The organism is Flavobacterium sp. IB48, from assembly GCF_016405855.1.
In the GTDB taxonomy this organism is placed as follows: domain Bacteria; phylum Bacteroidota; class Bacteroidia; order Flavobacteriales; family Flavobacteriaceae; genus Flavobacterium; species Flavobacterium ginsengisoli.
In genome coordinates, this window is sequence record NZ_JAEFCA010000003.1 from 189,037 (window position 1) to 207,535 (window position 18,499).

General features: G+C 32.3%; 23 protein-coding genes and 4 tRNA genes. 18 read left to right on the top strand and 9 right to left on the bottom strand.

What is annotated here, in order from left to right:
* Positions 1-99: 99 nt before the first annotated feature.
* The 8 genes from tsaD (at position 100) to JC605_RS11520 (ending at position 7,258) form a co-directional block, all read left to right on the top strand.
* A complete protein-coding gene (gene tsaD, locus JC605_RS11485; protein ID WP_198856321.1) occupies positions 100-1,122 on the top strand; it encodes a tRNA (adenosine(37)-N6)-threonylcarbamoyltransferase complex transferase subunit TsaD in 1,023 nt (340 codons plus the stop codon).
* A 2-nt stretch (positions 1,123-1,124) separates the two neighbouring features.
* Positions 1,125-1,838: a 16S rRNA (uracil(1498)-N(3))-methyltransferase gene (locus JC605_RS11490; protein ID WP_198856322.1), complete on the top strand. Its 714-nt coding sequence runs from the start codon at positions 1,125-1,127 to the stop codon at positions 1,836-1,838.
* Positions 1,839-1,903: 65 nt separating this feature from the next.
* Positions 1,904-2,542 carry a DUF4159 domain-containing protein gene (locus JC605_RS11495; RefSeq protein WP_198856323.1) on the top strand — a complete coding sequence of 213 codons (639 nt, stop codon included), beginning with the start codon at positions 1,904-1,906 and terminating at the stop codon, positions 2,540-2,542.
* Between the two features lie 10 nt (positions 2,543-2,552).
* Complete coding sequence (locus JC605_RS11500) at positions 2,553-3,050, top strand: TrmH family RNA methyltransferase (RefSeq protein ID WP_198856324.1); 498 nt, start codon at positions 2,553-2,555, stop codon at positions 3,048-3,050.
* Between the two features lie 294 nt (positions 3,051-3,344).
* Positions 3,345-4,304, top strand: coding sequence for a zinc metalloprotease (locus JC605_RS11505; RefSeq protein ID WP_198856325.1), 960 nt, complete (start codon positions 3,345-3,347; stop codon positions 4,302-4,304).
* 107 nt (positions 4,305-4,411) lie between these two features.
* Positions 4,412-5,503 (top strand): AI-2E family transporter, encoded by a 1,092-nt coding sequence (locus JC605_RS11510; protein WP_198856326.1) that lies wholly within the window; start codon positions 4,412-4,414, stop codon positions 5,501-5,503.
* Positions 5,504-5,505: 2 nt separating this feature from the next.
* Positions 5,506-6,687 (top strand): RsmD family RNA methyltransferase, encoded by a 1,182-nt coding sequence (locus JC605_RS11515; protein ID WP_198856327.1) that lies wholly within the window; start codon positions 5,506-5,508, stop codon positions 6,685-6,687.
* A gap of 4 nt (positions 6,688-6,691) precedes the next feature.
* Positions 6,692-7,258 carry a hypothetical protein gene (locus JC605_RS11520; protein WP_198856328.1) on the top strand — a complete coding sequence of 189 codons (567 nt, stop codon included), beginning with the start codon at positions 6,692-6,694 and terminating at the stop codon, positions 7,256-7,258.
* Here JC605_RS11520 and JC605_RS11525 read toward each other — a convergent pair whose 3' ends face one another.
* A complete protein-coding gene (locus JC605_RS11525) occupies positions 7,259-7,906 on the bottom strand; it encodes a M15 family metallopeptidase (protein ID WP_198856329.1) in 648 nt (215 codons plus the stop codon).
* Positions 7,907-8,113: 207 nt separating this feature from the next.
* Here JC605_RS11525 and JC605_RS11530 point away from each other — a divergent pair, with 207 nt between their 5' ends.
* Entirely contained in the window at positions 8,114-8,635 is a 522-nt protein-coding gene (locus tag JC605_RS11530) for a hypothetical protein (RefSeq protein ID WP_198856330.1), read from the top strand.
* A gap of 58 nt (positions 8,636-8,693) precedes the next feature.
* Here JC605_RS11530 and JC605_RS11535 read toward each other — a convergent pair whose 3' ends face one another.
* Positions 8,694-9,797: a fatty acid desaturase gene (locus tag JC605_RS11535; RefSeq protein WP_198856331.1), complete on the bottom strand. Its 1,104-nt coding sequence runs from the start codon at positions 9,795-9,797 to the stop codon at positions 8,694-8,696.
* A gap of 172 nt (positions 9,798-9,969) precedes the next feature.
* Positions 9,970-10,296 carry a helix-turn-helix domain-containing protein gene (locus tag JC605_RS11540; protein WP_198856332.1) on the bottom strand — a complete coding sequence of 109 codons (327 nt, stop codon included), beginning with the start codon at positions 10,294-10,296 and terminating at the stop codon, positions 9,970-9,972.
* Positions 10,297-10,417: 121 nt separating this feature from the next.
* Here JC605_RS11540 and JC605_RS11545 point away from each other — a divergent pair, with 121 nt between their 5' ends.
* The 4 genes from JC605_RS11545 to JC605_RS11560 all read left to right on the top strand — a co-directional run bounded on the left by JC605_RS11545 (position 10,418) and on the right by JC605_RS11560 (position 12,400).
* Complete coding sequence (locus JC605_RS11545) at positions 10,418-10,687, top strand: hypothetical protein (protein ID WP_198856333.1); 270 nt, start codon at positions 10,418-10,420, stop codon at positions 10,685-10,687.
* A gap of 48 nt (positions 10,688-10,735) precedes the next feature.
* Positions 10,736-10,939 (top strand): hypothetical protein, encoded by a 204-nt coding sequence (locus tag JC605_RS11550; RefSeq protein WP_198856334.1) that lies wholly within the window; start codon positions 10,736-10,738, stop codon positions 10,937-10,939.
* A gap of 180 nt (positions 10,940-11,119) precedes the next feature.
* A complete protein-coding gene (locus JC605_RS11555; protein ID WP_198856335.1) occupies positions 11,120-11,893 on the top strand; it encodes a ThuA domain-containing protein in 774 nt (257 codons plus the stop codon).
* Between the two features lie 63 nt (positions 11,894-11,956).
* Complete coding sequence (locus JC605_RS11560) at positions 11,957-12,400, top strand: GNAT family N-acetyltransferase (protein ID WP_198856336.1); 444 nt, start codon at positions 11,957-11,959, stop codon at positions 12,398-12,400.
* A gap of 32 nt (positions 12,401-12,432) precedes the next feature.
* Here the strand turns inward: JC605_RS11560 and JC605_RS11565 are convergent, their stop codons facing one another.
* Positions 12,433-12,951, bottom strand: a complete 519-nt coding sequence (locus JC605_RS11565; protein WP_198856337.1) for an STM3941 family protein — start codon at positions 12,949-12,951, stop codon at positions 12,433-12,435.
* A gap of 287 nt (positions 12,952-13,238) precedes the next feature.
* On the opposite strand from JC605_RS11565, the gene JC605_RS11570 reads away from it, so the two are divergent.
* Both JC605_RS11570 and JC605_RS11575 read left to right on the top strand, forming a co-directional pair.
* Positions 13,239-13,409: a hypothetical protein gene (locus tag JC605_RS11570; RefSeq protein WP_198856338.1), complete on the top strand. Its 171-nt coding sequence runs from the start codon at positions 13,239-13,241 to the stop codon at positions 13,407-13,409.
* A gap of 6 nt (positions 13,410-13,415) precedes the next feature.
* The gene (locus JC605_RS11575) at positions 13,416-13,928 is read left to right on the top strand and encodes a PRC-barrel domain-containing protein (protein ID WP_198856339.1); all 513 of its coding nucleotides are present in this window, start codon (positions 13,416-13,418) and stop codon (positions 13,926-13,928) included.
* A gap of 100 nt (positions 13,929-14,028) precedes the next feature.
* Here the strand turns inward: JC605_RS11575 and JC605_RS11580 are convergent, their stop codons facing one another.
* The 5 genes from JC605_RS11580 to JC605_RS11600 form a co-directional block, all read right to left on the bottom strand.
* Positions 14,029-14,529 carry an ATP-binding protein gene (locus tag JC605_RS11580; RefSeq protein WP_198856340.1) on the bottom strand — a complete coding sequence of 167 codons (501 nt, stop codon included), beginning with the start codon at positions 14,527-14,529 and terminating at the stop codon, positions 14,029-14,031.
* A 91-nt stretch (positions 14,530-14,620) separates the two neighbouring features.
* Positions 14,621-14,694 (bottom strand) — tRNA-Arg (locus JC605_RS11585).
* A gap of 81 nt (positions 14,695-14,775) precedes the next feature.
* Positions 14,776-14,849 (bottom strand) — tRNA-Arg (locus JC605_RS11590).
* Between the two features lie 16 nt (positions 14,850-14,865).
* Positions 14,866-14,940 (bottom strand) — tRNA-Pro (locus tag JC605_RS11595).
* A gap of 14 nt (positions 14,941-14,954) precedes the next feature.
* Positions 14,955-15,038, bottom strand: a tRNA-Ser gene (locus JC605_RS11600).
* 239 nt (positions 15,039-15,277) lie between these two features.
* Between JC605_RS11600 and JC605_RS11605 the strand changes: the two genes are divergently transcribed.
* The 3 genes from JC605_RS11605 (at position 15,278) to JC605_RS11615 (ending at position 18,356) form a co-directional block, all read left to right on the top strand.
* Positions 15,278-16,456: an acetyl-CoA C-acyltransferase gene (locus tag JC605_RS11605; RefSeq protein WP_198856341.1), complete on the top strand. Its 1,179-nt coding sequence runs from the start codon at positions 15,278-15,280 to the stop codon at positions 16,454-16,456.
* 69 nt (positions 16,457-16,525) lie between these two features.
* The gene (locus JC605_RS11610) at positions 16,526-17,287 is read left to right on the top strand and encodes a C40 family peptidase (protein ID WP_198856342.1); all 762 of its coding nucleotides are present in this window, start codon (positions 16,526-16,528) and stop codon (positions 17,285-17,287) included.
* Positions 17,288-17,303: 16 nt separating this feature from the next.
* Entirely contained in the window at positions 17,304-18,356 is a 1,053-nt protein-coding gene (locus JC605_RS11615) for an SMI1/KNR4 family protein (RefSeq protein WP_198856343.1), read from the top strand.
* The last annotated feature ends 143 nt before the right edge of the window (positions 18,357-18,499 follow it).

Consider the following 18,499-nt stretch of genomic DNA (forward strand, 5'->3'; position numbering starts at 1 on the left):
CTGTTTTTGATAAAAATTCTTTAATTTTGGGGCACTGCTTAAATCAAAGAAATTTAATAATTTGATTTGTCAAATATAATTCAAAATTTGTGCCTTTATATGCAAAATCCAGAGGTTTTTATTCTAGCCATCGAAAGTTCATGCGATGATACTGCTGCCGCGGTTTTACATAACGACAAAGTATTGTCAAATGTTGTAGCCAATCAATTAATTCACAACCAATATGGAGGCGTAGTTCCAGAATTGGCCTCACGCGCGCATCAGCAGAATATTGTTCCAGTGATAGATGCCGCACTTCGCAAAGCAAATGTACAAAAAGAACAGCTAAGCGCAATCGCATTTACGCAAGGGCCAGGATTGATGGGCTCTCTATTGGTGGGAACTTCTTTCAGTAAATCATTATCGTTAGCCTTAAACGTGCCTCTAATTGCTGTAAATCACATGCATGCTCATATTCTAGCTCATTTTATTGATGAAGAAGGCTATGACAAACCAGAATTTCCATTTTTAGCCTTAACAATCAGTGGTGGACATACTCAAATTGTAAAAGTGAATAGCTTCTTTGATATGGAAATCATTGGAGAAACTACAGATGATGCTGTTGGTGAAGCATTCGATAAAAGCGCAAAAATTCTTGGACTTCCTTATCCTGGTGGACCTTTGATTGATAAATATGCGAAAGAAGGAAATCCGAAAGCCTTTCCTTTCACAAAACCTAAAGTTCCGGGATTAGATTTTAGTTTCTCAGGATTGAAAACAGCTATTTTGTATTTCATTCAAAAAAACAAACAGCAGAATCCAAATTTTATTGAAGAAAATCTAAATGATATTTGCGCTTCTATTCAACACACCATTATCGAAATTTTGATGGATAAAATAAAATTGGCTGTAAAAGAAACTGGAATTACTCAAATTGCTATTGGCGGAGGAGTTTCGGCAAATTCTGGAATCAGAGCAACTTTAAAAGAAACTGAAAGCAAATACGGTTGGAAAACTTTTATTCCAAAATTTGAATATACAACAGATAATGCTGCAATGATTGGAATTGTAGGATACCAAAAATACTTGTCTAATCGTTTTGAAACTTCTGCTGTAGTTTCTAAAGCAAGAATCGAATTTTAATCATGCAGTTATTTTTTAATCCGAATATAGACGAAACAACCGAAAGTTTTTCTTTTGATAAAGAAGAAAGCCGTCATATTATAAAAGTTCTTCGAAAAAAAGATTCAGATATTCTGCATGTTACCAATGGTTTTGGATTATTATTTGAAACTCAGATTACTCTGGCTTCAGATAATAAATGTACCGTTGAAGTACTTTCTATAAAAAATGCCGAAAAGCCAAAATTTCATTTGCATTTGGCTGTTGCGCCCACTAAAATGAATGATCGTTTTGAATGGTTTTTAGAAAAAGCAACTGAAATTGGCATTCAAGAAATTACACCTATTTTCTGTGATCGTTCGGAGCGAAAAGTAATTAATCGTGATCGTTTCGAAAAAATCATTTTATCAGCAATGAAACAATGCAACGAAACATTTCTTCCAAAATTAAATGAAGCTGTTTCTTATAAAGAGTTCATTAAACAAAAACAAAATGGCTTACAATTAATTGCGCATTGCGAAGAAACGGATAAAAAGTCACTAAAAGAGGTTTTAAAACCAAATGAAGATGTTACGATTTTAATTGGCCCAGAAGGCGATTTTTCTGAAAAGGAAATTGCATTGGCAATAGAAAACAATTACAAACCTGTAACTTTAGGAAATACGCGTTTAAGAACAGAAACAGCGGCGGTTGTGGCTTGTCATAGTGTTGTTTTCTTTAATGAAGTTTCTAATTAAACACAATTTTGTCATTTCGACGAAAGAGAAATAGTACGGTAAAGCCCTATAATTTAAAAAATCAAATGAAAAAAATATTTTACTTATTATTACTTTTTTCAATCTCTTCTTTTTCGCAAGAAATTGCTTTGCTTAAATATAGCGGCGGCGGCGATTGGTATGCAAATCCGACATCATTGCCAAATTTAATCAGTTTCTGCAATGCTAATATTAATACCCGTATTAAAAGCAAACCTTCTACTGTAGAACCAAGCAATCCAGATTTACTTTCGTATCCATTTGTACATATGACTGGTCACGGAAATGTCGTTTTTAGCGATGCTGACGTAACCAATTTAAGAAATTATCTAACGGCTGGAGGTTTTCTGCATATCGATGACAATTACGGAATGGATCAATTTATTAGAAAAGAAATCAAAAAAATATTTCCGAATAATAATTTAGTTGAACTTCCAGCAAATCATCCAATTTTTCAGAAACCATTTCCTTTTCCAAACGGATTACCAAAAATTCACGAACATGACGGAACTCGTCCGCAGGCATTCGGAATTTTTATTGATAACAAACTTGTTTTACTTTATACTTACGAATGCGATTTGGGTGATGGTTGGGAAGATCCTGAAGTTCATAACGATCCTGCAAACGTAAGAGACAAAGCGCTAAAAATGGGCGCCAACATTATCAATTATATTTTTACCAATTAAATTTTAGAAAGTGCAGCTAACTCACGAAGAAAATCAATTTGAAAGAAAAACATTTCCTATTACTTTAATATGTGATCATATTTACTTTCAACAGAATATTGGTTCTTTATTCAGAATATCTGAAGCTTTTGGAGTTGAAAATATTATATTTTTCGGAAAAGATATTCCGCTGACACCACGTAAAATCAATAAAACTTCACGCAGTACGCATCTTCATGTGGCTCATTCTGTTATTGAAGATTTTGGCGAACTTCAATCCTATTTACTTGATAATAATTTTGAAATTATTGCCTTAGAAATCACTTCGAATAGTAAACCCTTAAAAGAAGTTATGATTCCTTTCGACAAAAAAATCGCTCTTTTGATTGGAAGTGAAATTAATGGAATTTCTGAGGAACTTCTAAAACTTTCTCATCAAATTGTACATATCAATATGTTTGGCAAAAACAGCAGTATGAATGTGGTTCAGGCTGCAAGTATTGCACTTTATGAAATAACTTCTTTGTAAGACATACTTTAAAACCGTTTTTTTCTTCCCTCAAGTCAAAAATTTACTGATTCTGCAAATACAAAAAATCGTTAAACTGCAAATAATCAAGACGTAATGCATTAAAAAAATAAAAAAGAAAGAAATAACTTATTAATATTTTATATATATTTTTTGTAGGAATCAGTATTTGTAAGGGTTTGTAAAATTTCTCACAAAATAATCTTTGTAATATTTTTCTACAATATTTTTTTGTTATAAAATTGCTGCATTATTCAACTAATCAACATTTTTATAACAAAAACCCAAATTATTATGAAAAAAGTTATTATTACCACATTTGCAGCATTAATGCTGTTTGCTTGTCAAAATGAACAATCTGATTCTGCCAATGCAGATGCAACTGTTGCTTCTAGAAGAGGATGCGCAACACAAGAAGTTTTAGAAGCTCAATTGAAAGCTGATCCTTCATTAGCTATTAGAATGAACGAAATTGAAACTTTTACTACACAACATGCAGGTTCAAATTTTACAGGCCGTTTGGTAAATGGAAAAATCGAAATTCCAGTCGTGGTTAATGTTCTTTATAGAACTGCTGCACAAAACATTTCGGATGCACAAATTCAATCACAAATCGATGTTTTAAACAAAGATTTTAATGCTTTAAACTCAGATTATAATAATGTGCCTGCATTATTTGCTGGAGTTAAGGCAAACATCGGAATTACATTTGTTTTGGATCAAGTTATTAGAAAATCTACAACTAAGACTTCTTGGGGAACAAATGATGCAATGAAAAAAACTGCACAAGGCGGAATTGCTCCTACTTCTCCAACTACAAAATTAAACATGTGGTCTTGCAACATTGGCGGTGGAATTTTAGGTTATGCACAATTTCCTGGCGGTGCTTCATCTACTGATGGTGTGGTAATCGATTCTCGCTATTTCGGATTATCTGGCGCTGCAAACGCTCCATTCAACTTAGGAAGAACGGCTACACACGAAGTTGGCCACTGGATGAATTTACGTCACATTTGGGGAGACGCAACTTGCGGAAGCGATCTTGTTGCAGATACTCCTACTCATAATGATGCAAACTACGGAGTTCCTGCTTACCCACATTACAGTACTTGTTCTGGAACGCCAGTAGAAATGACAATGAACTATATGGACTATGTTGACGATGCTGCAATGTATATGTTTTCGGCAGGGCAAAAAAGCAGAATATCGGCTATTTTTACAACTGGAGGTGCTAGAGCAGCATTTGCGCAATAGTAGAATTAAAAAGTCAATCAAAGCGAGATGTTTTCATCTCGCTTTTTTTGTTTGATGTTAAATTTTAGAATGCTTTTTCCTATATTTATGCTCTAAAACTTGAATTAATGATAACATCAAAAATTATTGCAAATGGAATTTTACGAGCGCTCGCTGTAATCTTAATTATAGCAGTTGTGCTTTATTTTTTATATGAAATTCAGACGGTAATTGTCTATTTATGCATCTCATTAATTTTATGTTTAATTGCCAACCCATTAGTTTTATTTTTAAAAAACAAGCTAAAGTTTGGCAATTCATTGGCCGCAACAACAACTATTATCTTGTTCATTTTCCTGATTGTAGGCTTTATTTTATTGTTTGTTCCGTTAATTATTTCTCAAGCCAACAATTTATCTCTTCTAGACACAGCACATCTTCAGGCACAATTTATACAAACAGAACAAAGCATTGAACAATATTTTAATATTCAGCATGTTGACTTAAATAAAGTCATAAAAGATTCTAAACTAACCTCTATGTTAGATTTTAGCTATTTTACTGGATTTATCAATTCAATAATAAGTTTTATGGCCGATATGGGAATGGGATTGGTTTCTGTTTTCTTCATCACCTTTTTCTTTATAAAAGATCAGGAAATTTTTAAAGCTCAAGCCCGCAGAATACTTCCTGACACAAACGAAGACAAAATCTTAAATTCTATCACTAAAATAAATCATTTACTAACACGATATTTTATTGGACTTTTGCTGCAGCTTACTGTTGTTTTTATTTTGTATCTAATTGTTTTAATGATTTTTGGAAATAAAAACGCTTTTGTAATTGCTTTTTTATGTGCTATTCTGAATGTTATACCATATATAGGGCCAATTATTGGAACTATTTTAGCTGCACTTTTAACCATGATTAGCTTAATAGGTCAAGATTTTCAATCGCAAATTCTTCCGACAACAATTTATGTCGTAATTGGCTTTTTATTGGTTCAGGCAATTGATAATAATATCAGTCAACCGATAATTTCTTCAAAAAGCGTAAATTCGCATCCTCTGGAAATATTCTTAATTACTTTAATCAGCGGAATTACATTTGGAATCGTCGGAATGATCATTGCCGTTCCTTTGTTTACTATGATAAAAGTAATTTTAAAAGAATTTTTTCCTGAAAACAAAATTGTCTCCACATTAACCGAAAGAATATAGTTTTGAATATTTCTATTTTGCATCAAGATATACAGGAATTTATAACCCAAAATACTGGTGCAGATATAACAAAATTGGCACTGCAGAAAAATCCATTTCCAGAGGTGGATTGGATTTTAATTTTAAACCAAATTGAAGCCCGAACTAAAGCTAAAGAAAAACTTCCGTCTTGGTTTGCTGCTGAAAATATAATTTATCCAAGCAAAATATCTGTAGAACAGACCTCTTCAGAAAAAACAGCTGCTTACAAAGCTTCTTTAATTTCTGGCGAATCTTTAATTGATTTAACTGGAGGTTTTGGTGTCGATGATTATTATTTTTCGAAGAAATTTAAATCGATAACACATTGCGAAATCAATAAAGAATTATCTGCTATTGTTTCGCAAAATTTCAAAAAATTGCAAGTTGAAAATTGCACTTTTCATGCTGGAGATTCTATTCATTTATTGGAAGAAACGAATCAAAAATTTGACTGGATTTATATTGATCCTTCAAGGAGGAACGACAGCAAAGGCAAAGTTTTCATGCTGAAAGATTGTCTCCCAAATGTTCCTGAACTGCTTGATTTTTATTTTGAAAAATCAGATTCTATTTTAATTAAAACTGCGCCATTATTAGATATTTCGGCAGGATTATCAGAATTAAAAAATGTCAAGAACATTCATATTATAGCGCTCGAAAATGAAGTTAAAGAACTCCTTTTTGAAATTCACAAAAGTTATTCCGGTAGAATAACTTTAAAAACCGCTAATATTTTAAAAGAAAAAACAGAAACTTTTGAATTTGTTTTAGGCGAAGAAATCTCATTCCCATCTTTTGATTTTCCAAAAAAATATCTCTACGAACCAAATGCGGCTATTATGAAATCTGGTGGTTTTGATGAAGTAAGTATTGCTTTTAAAATTGACAAACTTCATAAACATTCTCATTTGTATACTTCTGATGAATTAATTGATTTTCCAGGAAGAAAATTTGAAGTTCAAAAAGCCATTTCGTACAACAAAAACGAGATGAAAAATGAACTTGCAAATAAGCAGGCAAATGTCACAACTCGCAATTTTCAGGAAACAGTAGAAAACATTAGAAAAAAATGGAAAATAAAAAGTGGAGGTAATTTGTATTGTTTTTTTACAACTGATGTAAAAGATAACAAAATAGTTTTAATTTGCACCAAAATAAACTAATACAATGAAACACCTAATTACACTAACCCTTTTTTTATTGACCATTACCGCATTTGCCCAAAAACCATGTGAATACAGCGTAAATGTAAATGACTCTATTGGAAGCTATAAAGTAACAAATGAGTATTTAATGAGTGAGAAATATTTTGGAGGAAACTTTGATTATATCTTCTTTTCATTAGCCCAAACAGACGGATTGCCTACTTTAAATTTACAATCTATTCAGAAAAGTAAATATTTTATTAAAGCCAACTGTTTTGATAAAAATTCAAAAATCTTTTTACAATTAGAAAACGGAAAAATTGTAACATTGATGCATATCAATCAAGAAAATTGCGGAACATTAGTTCGTGACGACAAAGGATTTGACAACCGCATAAACACTGGTATTTTTATGTTTATGAAAGACAATTACGAAGAACTAAAAAAATCTCCGATCTCAATTATGCGAGTGAAATATCTAACAAATGTTGAAGATTATATCGTAAAAAGAGAACTAACCTCTGAATTGACTGGAAAGGTTACACACCCAAATACCTATTTTATGGAAAACATAAGATGCGTTGAATAATTAATCGCATTTCCATTTCTGGTTGGACACTTTATCTTTTAAACCTGCTTTTAAATTATAATGCCACCATTCAGAATCAAAAGAATTGAAGCCGTTTTTAATCATTGTATTTTTTAGATACTTTCTATTTGAAAGAATATCTTTTGAAAGCTGTTTAAAATTATGACTGGCCATAATTCCGAAAAAATCAAAAGACGTTCCCATATCAACTTCCTTTCCTGTAACATCAACTAAAGAAATATCTACGGCTCCTCCTCTATTATGGATGGAGCCTTTTTTTGGATCTGCAACATAAATAGGATTCGAAACAATCTCCCACATTTTTTTCTGAATATCTAAAGGTCTGTAGCAGTCATACAATTTAATTTTATATCCTTTCTTCTGAAAATCTTTATTGGCTGCAATTAGTGCTTTTACAGTCTTTAAACGAAGCATACATTCAGCACAATCGTAAACCTTTGTTTTCAGAAAATTATCTTCGGTCGCATATTTCATATCGTATACAAAATCATTACTATAATCTCTTAGATTTACAAAAGTAGTATCTGAAATTTTAACTTCTGAAGGAGAAGTATAAACCTCGTTTTGCGCTTGTAGAGTGCTAATTCCTAAAAGAAAAAAAGCTATAATTTTTAATGTATGATTCATTATCAGATAATTTAAAAAACTGAAGTTAAACAAAAAATATCAAAAATCGATTTTTACGATTTCTCTTTAGAGCTAAAAATTTATTTTTTTGAATCTGAAATCCGTCATAAATTACTGTCAAAAGAAACAATATTTTTAATATCTTTATGAAAATTAGACCATTACGACTTTGTAAAATAAATTATTAATTCTAAAATCAGTTATATTATGAATTACAGAGCCAAATACATTTTAGCTGCCATTGTAAGCAGTTTAATCTTGTTATCCTGCAAAAAAGAAATTATTAAAGAAGTTCCTAAAACAGATTCTACTTCTATAAAAACTGAGGCTTTACAGGCAGATAGCACTGTTTTAAACCCAAATGATTCTTTATATGCTTTAGTAGATAAAAGTGTTATTGGGACTCAATTTTTAACTAAAAGCAGTTTAGCGCCAAGATTAAAAAAACTTTTAGGAGCTGACTACGATGCAATGATAAAAAACTGGAATACCGAAACTCCTTTTGAAAAACAAGATAATGTACTGCACGCTTGGGGTTGCAAACAGCATGACTGCAGCACTTATTCTTATGATTTGTATATTGATGTTAAAAACAATAAAATAAACGTCTACAAATTTTCTGAGTCAAAACTGACGATTTTTAAAGAAGATAATTTTGATGTTGAGATTACAGGCAACTTTTTAAAAGATTTAAATATTAAAAAGGAGAATACAGAAATTAAAAAATAATACATGCATAAAAAAAGCGGTTTTAAAAAAACCGCTTTTTTATTAAATATCTTGAAGACTATATTTCTCCTGTAATTAAAATGTTCTCTTTTACGCCTTTGTCTCTCAACATTCTAAAATGAGAACGAACAGCATGATGAAACGGATATGAAGTATAAGGAAGATTATATTCGGCTGCATAACGTTTTATAATTGGCGTAATATATGGATAGTATGTATGCCCAACCGCCGGAAAAAGATGGTGTGCTACATGATGAGTAAATCCGCCGTATAAAAAATTAGCCAATTTACTTTCTGTACTAAAATCTTTGGTAACAATCATCTGATGCATCACCCACGTATCAGAAAGATTTCCGTCTTCATCTGCATGAGGAAAATGAGCATCTTCGTCAACATGAGTAGAAACTAACGCCACAACACCAATTGCGCTACCGCATAAATGCATTGAAAGCCAAGCAAAAAGAACCGTATACCAAGGCTGGCTCAAAAGCACCATTGGAATGAAAAGCAAGTAAATTAAATTAATAATTTTAGCCACAAACAATCTGTAAACTTCTTGTCTTGGAATTTTATCTACTACTTTCTTTACATAATTATCCTTTTTACCAAAAAAGTCTTTAAAATCTCTAATATAAAGCCAATTTAGGCTATAAAAAGGATAGATAAACCACATGTAAATGTGTTGATACTTATGGTAATTAAATAGTGGACTGTTTGGGAATATTCTAATAATATCGCTCTGTTTGATATCAACATCCCAATCTGGCACATTTGGATATGCATGATGCAGACTTATATGACGTCTCATCCAAAGCCAATGATTACTCCCGAAGAGTTCTAAAACATATAAAAACCATTCATTATGCTTTGGCTTTTTAAACAAAGCTCCATGTGCAGCATCATGAAAAGCATTTATAAATAAAACGATCATTGTAATGCCAGACAAAATGTAAAAAAGAAACAATAAGGGAGTCTGATTCCCGAACATTAAAATACAGGCGTAGAATAAAAAAAATACTGCTAGAAGCCCTAATGACTTCACAACATTTAATACATACAAGGACGAGTTTTTTAAGACCGTTTCATTCACTTCTAAACGCATCTTTTTAAAAAAATCATCCGCTCCTGGTTTAACATAAACCGGTCGTTTTAATTTTTCCATATTGGTTACTGCTAGAAATTGTTAATCAAATTTAGTAAAAAAAAACTTAACTACTTGATATATACCTAACTAAAAATAAAGTATTTTATAACAAAAAACCACTCCAAATAGAGTGGTTTCATTAGTACTGTAAAGTTTAAATTTGCTAGATATTTTCTTGGGAAACGTGCAATTACTCCTCAAACTTTTTGTCTACTAGACGAAGTCTAATATTATGAATACGCCCTTCTATTTCTTCTAGGTCATTCAAAATTGTTTGTTTTTGATAAACTGCTCCCATTTCATTAACCATATTTTGCTCATCGGGAGCAAAAAGATCATTCAAATCCACATCTGGAAAATTTTTACTTAAGCTAATAATAAATTCAGAACCTATATTAGCCGTTCCATGTAAATACCTCCCAATCATTGCAGGGCTAAATCCTAGAATCGCCCCAACTTCCTTTTGTTTCAATCCTTTGTCCTTAAAGAATTTACTTAATTTTTCGTGATACATCATTTTTAAATTCATTCAAAATATAGCTAAAATATATTTTTTAACATTAAAAAGAATAATAAATATAATATTATTCCTACATTTACATAAGCCAATTACCATGTTATTAATACTTAGCAAATATATGTCAAAATTAATCAATAATAGCAATTTTAAAGAAGATAATTCTCACAATAAAAAAGCTTATGAATTTATAGATAAGCATTTACCTGTAACCTATGTTGATCTTACAATTGCTTGTATCATCAAAAAAGGACAGCCTGCTCCTAGCAAATCATTAGTTAGAAATGTTCGAAATAAAACAATATTTAGAAACGATATTTTACTGGCATTGGTAGAAGTAGCAAATGAAAATAAAGAAGCAATTGAGAAAATAAAACTTTTAACCTCTTGAGTTTATAAAGCATTTAGAAAAAACATCTTTTATCAAAGTTTTAATTTTATGACAAATCAGAATACCAATAAAAAAGAAAATATTCCAACAGATTCTATTAAAAATCAATTTGAGACCCCAGCATCAAGCAAAACTGATCTAAAAAGCAAATCATTTCTATATGGAATGAGTTTTGAACAATATAAAGAAGGACTTGAAATTCACTGCAAATGTTTTAAACAAATGGAAAAAGCAAAAAGAATGACGAATTAAATCACATCAAATACTCATCGTTTTTTTTTAGAATTTTACAACACAGACAATGACAGACTTGATTTGTGTTGTAAATTTCAGTTTTTAACGTAAAATATTAAACTTAAAAAAATTTTCATTTTTTTGTAATTTGCCACTAAAAGCTATTACCGTTAGCTTAACTGCAACTTTTACACAACAATGAAAAACATAACACTTTTTATTTTACTTATTTTAGGCTGTTTCCTTCAACAAGACTGTCTAGCTCAAAAACAAAAGAAGTCGCGTTTTAAAGCTTTAGTTTTGTACGAAAACGGCGGACATCATCTTCCTTTTACAAAAGCAGCCAAACCTTGGTTGAATAAACTCGCTATTGACAGCAGTTTTACAATCGATTATATAGAAAGTACAAAAACCATCAACGAAGCGCTTTTAAAGAAATATCAAGTCTTTATACAATTGGATTATCCTCCGTACACCTGGAGCGAAGAATCAATGCAGGCATTTCAGAAATATATGAACAGCAGGAAAGGCGGCTGGGTCGGACTGCATCACGCGACATTGCTTGGAGAGTTTGACGGATACCCCATGTGGAAGTGGTTTTCTGATTTTATGGGCGGAATCAGATTTGTTAATTATATTCCAGATTTTGCGAGTGGAAAAGTAACTATTGAAGACAAATCTCATCCTGTAACAAAAGGAATTCCGATAGATTTTCTAGTCAAAAAAGAAGAATGGTACATTTACGATAAAAGTCCGAGAACAAATGTTCATGTTCTAGCTTCTGTTGATGAATCTACTTACCAGCCAGATTCAAAAATAAAAATGGGAGATCATCCTGTGGTTTGGACAAACGATCACTTTGCTTCACGAAATGTTTACATTTTTATGGGACACGCACCAGAATTATTTCAAAACGAAGCATACACTACTCTATTGAGAAACTCAATTTTCTGGGCAGCCGCAAAAAGATAAAACCAATATTACACATAATTGCTATTTTTGCCGATTATCAAAAAAAACAAACATTTATCAATTGTGATTCAAAAAGTCAATAAATCAGAATATCAAGAATTAATTTCAGTGTGGGAATCTTCAGTAAAAGCAACGCACGATTTTTTAAAACCTGAAGATTTTATATTTTACAAAGAACTTATTCCAAACTTTTTTGACAATGTTTCTTTAAACTGTATAAAAAATGACCAACAACAAATTATTGGTTTTATCGGAACTCATGATGAGAACTTAGAAATGTTGTTTGTAACAGCGGACCAAATCGGAAAAGGAATCGGAAAAAAGTTATTATTATATGCAATTGAAGAACTTAAAATCTCAAAAGTTGATGTAAATAAAGATAACCAAACAGCCACTGCATTTTACAAGCATTTTGGATTTGAAGTAAAATCTACTTCTGATCTAGACGGCTGCGGAAAACCCTATCCGATTTTGCATTTAGAACTAACAAAAGAGCCACTTCATTAAAGTGGCTCTTTAAATTTTACAACAGACTATTTTTATTTTTTCCAATGTTCTAAAAACAGCTTATATAATTCATCTGCATTGATTTCAATTTCTGAAGCGGAGTACATTATATTCAATTTCGAATTTTGCTCGTCATAAGCCATTTTCCAAAGAAACTTAGAAGCGCGGCCGTCATACTTTGCTATATTATCAATTTTAACAGCAACCAAAGTATCACCTCCTACTTTATTTAGTTGCACATCGGTAACGTCTTGCCACTCTATTCTTCCGAAAGCTTTAGCTACTGGAGTTGTTCTTCCAGAAAAACCATTTGAATCTATTTGAATTAATGGAGATTTGTCCTTTATACTTGCAAGCATTTTAAATATCAAAACAAGCATTATTAAAAGAATAGCACCTGAAGCAACTGATAGTTTTATTTTAAATACTCCATCAAAAGTTCCTATTCCGTATAAAAATGCAATCGCTATTAAAATACTTAATGCGCTAGCATATAAAAGTAAGCTTCTTGTTTTCTTGGCATTTCGGTAAAAATTTATTCCTTCATTCATGAGGTGTAGTAAAAATTTTATTTGTTATTAGAATTAAAAATGAATAAGCAATTTACTGCAAAACAATTTAAGAACACAAGAAACTCCCATAAACATTGGTTTAACTAAAGAGACAAAAACATTTTCAATTAATACATTTCAAGCAACTAAGCTTACAAAACATTGCAAATCAATTTTCTATCCAACTGGAAATTCTATAACTTCTATATGAAATTAAATACTTTCGAACGTAATCTCCATTAGTACCTTTATTATAAAATTAAATATTCATAATAAAAATACAGGTTATGGCAGAAATTAAAATTGAGAAAAAGAAGCCAATTTGGCCATGGATTGTAGCAGTCCTATTAATCTCAGCACTTGTATACTATGTCTTTTTGAAAGATGACCAAGTGCAAAATGAAAACAGAATGGAAATCGAAAACAATTCTAGTGTAGACAGCACAGCAAATTATTAAGAAACTATGGAAAATAAAGATAGAAATTTATACAGATTAGACGAGCTTTCCAATTATAAAGTCGCTTCAAACTATTCTGATGTAAGAGGTTGGAAAATTGTAGACGCAGACAACCGCACAATAGGAAAAATTGATAACCTTTGGGTTAATAAAGATATGCAACGTGTTGTTTATCTAGACGTTAATCTTGATAAAGGATTAATAGAAGACAGTCGTAATGAAGTACATGATGCAATTGCAAATGAAAATGGAAAGGAATTTATCTATAAAGATGGAGACAGCCACATTATTATACCAATTGGTTCTGTCAGTATAAATAAAGATACTAAAATTGTCATGGCCAACAATATTGGATATGATACATTTAGAAAAACAAGCAGATATAACTGGCAAAATGATTTTGATAGGGAATACGAAAGAAGAGTATTGAATTCTTATTATCCTACTGAAGAATCGCGCCTTGCTTCTGAAAGTAATGACGATACTTTTTACAAACGAAGAGAATTTGACAATTATTGATAAATGTAATTTGCATTAAAAACAAATATTACAAACGAATAAAGACCAAGCGTTCAAGAATGTTTGGTCTTTATTTATTTTATCTCTTTAATGCTCTATTTTATTTTTGAACTTGATTTAACCTTTCAGATAAACTTCCTATTACTTCAATTACTTCCAAATCAAAATCATCAATTAATTCTCGGATTACATCATTTACTTCAGACCTCAGTTCAGGCAAATCTGAATCTGAGCACAAAATTCGATCTGGCTGTTCAATAGGAACAAATACAAAAACGTCAATTTCTTTAATTGCATTTTGAATTTTATTAAATATTGACGAAAAATTCAATTTATCATCAACCGCTAAAGCATATGCCAAAAGATCAATTGGACAGCGGTCAAAAATAGCGTTTTTGTTACTTCTTACAATTTGCTTTAAAGAATGTTCTAACTGGATTATATAATCATCTGCAGTAGGCGTTTCAGAAAAATCAAAACCCATTTCCTGCAATTCAAAATACGGTTCTGAATAAAACTCATAATCAGGAAGAGTTTCATGCAGTTTTTCTGCTAATGTGGTTTTACCAACCTTATGAGTTCCAAGAATTGCTATTCTCATACCATTAATATTTTTTAACCATAAACAACTAAAAATAAACAAAATAGGTACAAAACAAAAAAGGATGATCAAAAATGATCATCCTATAAAGTGATCCCAGAAGGATTCGAACCTTCGACCTACGCATTAGAAGTGCGTTGCTCTATCCAGCTGAGCTATGGAACCATTATTTCAAAATTTCTAAGAATAGAAATCAAAACTATTTACATAAAAACAAAAAAACCATTCGAGACGAATGGTTTTTTGTGATCGCAGAAGGATTCGAACCTTCGACCGCCTGCTTAGAAGGCAGGTGCTCTATCCAGCTGAGCTATGCGACCATTATTTCAATTGTAGTCGGGGTGGCAGGATTCGAACCTGCGGCCTCCTGCTCCCAAAGCAGGCGCGATAACCGGGCTACGCTACACCCCGAGGCAAAAATTAAGCGGAGAGACAGGGACTCGAACCCTGGCGACGGTTACCCGTCGACAGATTAGCAATCTGCTCCATTACCGCTCTGGCACCTCTCCTTGCTCAAGGAATTGCTTCCGTTTTGCGAGTGCAAATGTATAACAACATTCCATTTCTCACAAGCTTTTTTTTGAGTTTTTTTAGTTTTTTTTAATCTTTTTTTCAAAACACTTCACAATCAAACGAATAGAATTAACAAAAATTTCACCCTAAATTTAAATTCAGCTCGATTCAATACAAAATTTGAATTTATTCAAATAAACATTAAATTTGCTTACTAACTATTATTAAACAGAAAATGAACAAAAGAGTTGTTATCGTTTCTGCCGTTAGAACACCTATCGGAAGTTTCATGGGCGGGTTATCTACTGTACCTGCACCAAAATTAGGCGCTGCTGCCATAAAAGGAGCGCTTTCAAAAATTAACCTTGACCCAAAATTAGTCGATGAAGTTTTCATGGGGAATGTAATCCAGGCGGGTGTCGGACAAGCTCCAGCACGTCAAGCAGCGCTTTTTGCTGGTCTGTCTGAAGAAGTTGCTGCTACAACAGTAAACAAAGTATGTGCATCTGGAATGAAAGCCGTAATGTTTGCTGCCCAAGCAATCGCATGCGGCGACGCTGAAATTATTGTAGCGGGCGGAATGGAAAGCATGAGCTTGATTCCTCACTATGTACAAATGCGTACTGGAAATAAATTTGGTCCGGCAACTATGCTTGATGGAATGCAAAAAGATGGTTTGACAGATGCTTACGACAATAACGCAATGGGAGTTTGCGCTGACTTATGTGCATCTGAATACAAAATCAGCCGTGAAGAACAAGATGCATTTGCAATTCAATCTTATGAAAGAAGCGCAAAAGCTTGGGACGCTGGAAAATTTGACAATGAAGTTGTTCCTGTTGAAGTTCCTCAAAGACGCGGCGAACCAATTATATTCTCTAAAGACGAAGAATATACTAATGTGAAATTAGATAAAATTCCATCTTTAGCACCAGTTTTCACTAAAGACGGAACTGTAACTGCTGCAAACGCTTCAACAATTAATGACGGAGCTGCTGCTTTGGTTTTAATGTCTGAAGAAAAAGCAAATGCATTAGGCTTAAAACCTTTAGCATTCATAAAAGGCTACGCAGATGCTGCACAAGAACCAAAATGGTTTACAACAAGTCCAGCAAAAGCATTACCAAAAGCTTTAGACAAAGCAGGAATTTCAATTTCAGATGTTGATTATTTTGAATTCAACGAAGCTTTCTCTGTAGTTGGATTAGCCAATGCAAAAATATTAAATCTTGATAACGATAAAGTAAACGTAAACGGTGGTGCAGTTTCTTTAGGACATCCTCTTGGAGCTTCTGGAGCACGTATAATTGTAACTTTACTTAATGTTTTAGAACAAAACAATGCAAAAACTGGAGCTGCCGCAATTTGCAACGGTGGTGGTGGCGCATCAGCAATTGTTATCGAAAGAGCTTAAAACAATATCTCAAAAAAATCAGGAGTTATAAATGCAACTCCTGATTTTTCAACTTATAAATTTCCTTAAATGTTTGGAATTTGCAATTTAGCCATAGTACCCGTTCGCGCTGAAGCTAGCGACAGAAGTGAAATTGTCACACAACTTTTGTTTGGCGAGCATATCGAAATTTTAGAACGTAAAAATCAATGGGCGCGAATCAGGATTCAGTTTGATGACTATGAAGGCTGGGTAGATTCTAAGCAATATCAGGAAATTACAAAAGAGCAATTTGATCTTTTGAGTAAAGAGTCAATTATTTTAAATGCCGATTTAATTGATTATATCACTGCACCAAATAATCTATTACTTCCTATTCCGCTTGGAGCTTCATTATCTTTCTTAAACAATAGCGAAATCAATACTTCAAATTTTGATTTTGAAGGAACCAAAACCAGCGGTATCAAACCTAAAAGCGCTTTAATTAAAACCGCTTTTATGTATTTGAATGCTCCGTATTTATGGGGCGGAAAAACGCCTTTTGGAATTGACTGTTCTGGTTTTACCCAAATGGTTTACAAATTAAACGGCTATAAAATTCATCGTGATGCATCGCAACAAGCACTTGAAGGCGATCCCTTGAGTTTTATTGAAGAATGTGAACCAGGTGATTTGGCTTTCTTCGACAATGACGAAGGAAATATAACTCATGTTGGTATCATCATGGAAAACAACTACATAATTCACGCAAGTGGAAAAGTTCGTATTGACCGTTTGGACCATACTGGAATCTATAATCCCGAATTAAACAAACACACTCACAAACTTCGTGTGATTAAGAAGATTATCTAATTCCTAAAAAAGCGAAATGACAAAACTTGAATTATCCAAAACAGGCTTTCAGATTAACAATGTAAACATCGAATTCCCAATTGACATAACAGTTTTAAAACAAGCTTTAGGAGAATCTAGATATCTTAAAAAACAATACAATCATATTTACACTTGGGACGACCAAGGCATTATGGCTTTTTCTAAAGAAGGAAATAAGGTCGAAAGCCTTGCTGTTGAACTCGAACTTCGTGAATATGATTATTGCGCAAAAAGTATTTTTTCAGGAAAATTTATTTTTGAAGGGCAAGAATTATTTCATTACTACGAAAACAACAAAAATCAGCTTGTAAAACTCTTTAAAGGAGACAGAAGCGGCGCTTTTATCCTTAACGGAATCAGTGTTTGGTTTGATAAAGAAGATGGCAAAATTACAAGTTTGAGCATTTCGGCTGCTGAAGAAAAAGAAAAGAAAATCAGTGCTCCACTTGATCCTGCATTCCAATCATTTCAGCCTTTATGGCAAGAATGGATTTCGGAAATCAATAAAATCGTTTCTACAAACAACGATTATTACAATCTTGCAGAGGGAATTTCTATTGAAGATATTCAAGAACACACAGAACTAGAAGACGCTATTACAATTCCCCTGGCACTTATCAACTTTTACAAAGTTCAAAATGTCGATTATGATGCAGTTACTTCAGCTTTTCAGATTTTAATTAATAATTGGTCGTACGAACTTATTCCGTTTGAAGATATTAAAGAAGAATGGGATTCCATTCAAGATTTACAATTTGATGAAGACGATTTGCCTGAACAGGAAATAGATTTCGAAAAAATCAACACAAACAATTACACCAACCCTAAATGGATTCCGTTTGCTACAGGTAGAAATGGCGATTACTTATTATACGATACAGATCCAGCATTAAAAGGAAAATTTGGACAAATCATAGAACTTCAAAACGAATCTTGGTCACGCCTAATAGTTGCAGATTCATTAGAAGAATTAATCCAAAATGAAATAAACAATTTAAAAGCTGGTAAAACCGAGCATTTTGATTTTATAGTAAGTAAAGAAAATTAAAGTACACGAATAAAACAGATTCGCTTTGCGAAAACGCGGATTTACACCAATTCTTCTTTTATTCTCTCGCAGATTTAGCAGATTTAAACAGATTAAAAAAATAAATCCGCATAATCTGCTCAATCTGCGAGAGAAAATTAATA

Excerpts from the sequence above, each read along its gene's own strand:
- JC605_RS11490 (WP_198856322.1), top strand. The coding sequence starts at position 1,125 with ATGCAGTTATTTTTTAATCCGAATATAGACGAAACAACCGAAAGTTTT.
- JC605_RS11580 (WP_198856340.1), bottom strand. The coding sequence starts at position 14,529 with ATGAGAATAGCAATTCTTGGAACTCATAAGGTTGGTAAAACCACATTA.
- JC605_RS11505 (WP_198856325.1), top strand. The coding sequence starts at position 3,345 with ATGAAAAAAGTTATTATTACCACATTTGCAGCATTAATGCTGTTTGCT.
- JC605_RS11615 (WP_198856343.1), top strand. The coding sequence starts at position 17,304 with ATGACAAAACTTGAATTATCCAAAACAGGCTTTCAGATTAACAATGTA.
- JC605_RS11555 (WP_198856335.1), top strand. The coding sequence starts at position 11,120 with ATGAAAAACATAACACTTTTTATTTTACTTATTTTAGGCTGTTTCCTT.
- JC605_RS11605 (WP_198856341.1), top strand. The coding sequence starts at position 15,278 with ATGAACAAAAGAGTTGTTATCGTTTCTGCCGTTAGAACACCTATCGGA.
- JC605_RS11575 (WP_198856339.1), top strand. The coding sequence starts at position 13,416 with ATGGAAAATAAAGATAGAAATTTATACAGATTAGACGAGCTTTCCAAT.
- JC605_RS11495 (WP_198856323.1), top strand. The coding sequence starts at position 1,904 with ATGAAAAAAATATTTTACTTATTATTACTTTTTTCAATCTCTTCTTTT.
- JC605_RS11535 (WP_198856331.1), bottom strand. The coding sequence starts at position 9,797 with ATGGAAAAATTAAAACGACCGGTTTATGTTAAACCAGGAGCGGATGAT.
- JC605_RS11510 (WP_198856326.1), top strand. The coding sequence starts at position 4,412 with ATGATAACATCAAAAATTATTGCAAATGGAATTTTACGAGCGCTCGCT.
- JC605_RS11530 (WP_198856330.1), top strand. The coding sequence starts at position 8,114 with ATGAATTACAGAGCCAAATACATTTTAGCTGCCATTGTAAGCAGTTTA.
- JC605_RS11565 (WP_198856337.1), bottom strand. The coding sequence starts at position 12,951 with ATGAATGAAGGAATAAATTTTTACCGAAATGCCAAGAAAACAAGAAGC.
- tsaD (WP_198856321.1), top strand. The coding sequence starts at position 100 with ATGCAAAATCCAGAGGTTTTTATTCTAGCCATCGAAAGTTCATGCGAT.
- JC605_RS11610 (WP_198856342.1), top strand. The coding sequence starts at position 16,526 with ATGTTTGGAATTTGCAATTTAGCCATAGTACCCGTTCGCGCTGAAGCT.
- JC605_RS11550 (WP_198856334.1), top strand. The coding sequence starts at position 10,736 with ATGACAAATCAGAATACCAATAAAAAAGAAAATATTCCAACAGATTCT.
- JC605_RS11525 (WP_198856329.1), bottom strand. The coding sequence starts at position 7,906 with ATGAATCATACATTAAAAATTATAGCTTTTTTTCTTTTAGGAATTAGC.
- JC605_RS11570 (WP_198856338.1), top strand. The coding sequence starts at position 13,239 with ATGGCAGAAATTAAAATTGAGAAAAAGAAGCCAATTTGGCCATGGATT.
- JC605_RS11545 (WP_198856333.1), top strand. The coding sequence starts at position 10,418 with ATGTCAAAATTAATCAATAATAGCAATTTTAAAGAAGATAATTCTCAC.
- JC605_RS11520 (WP_198856328.1), top strand. The coding sequence starts at position 6,692 with ATGAAACACCTAATTACACTAACCCTTTTTTTATTGACCATTACCGCA.
- JC605_RS11540 (WP_198856332.1), bottom strand. The coding sequence starts at position 10,296 with ATGATGTATCACGAAAAATTAAGTAAATTCTTTAAGGACAAAGGATTG.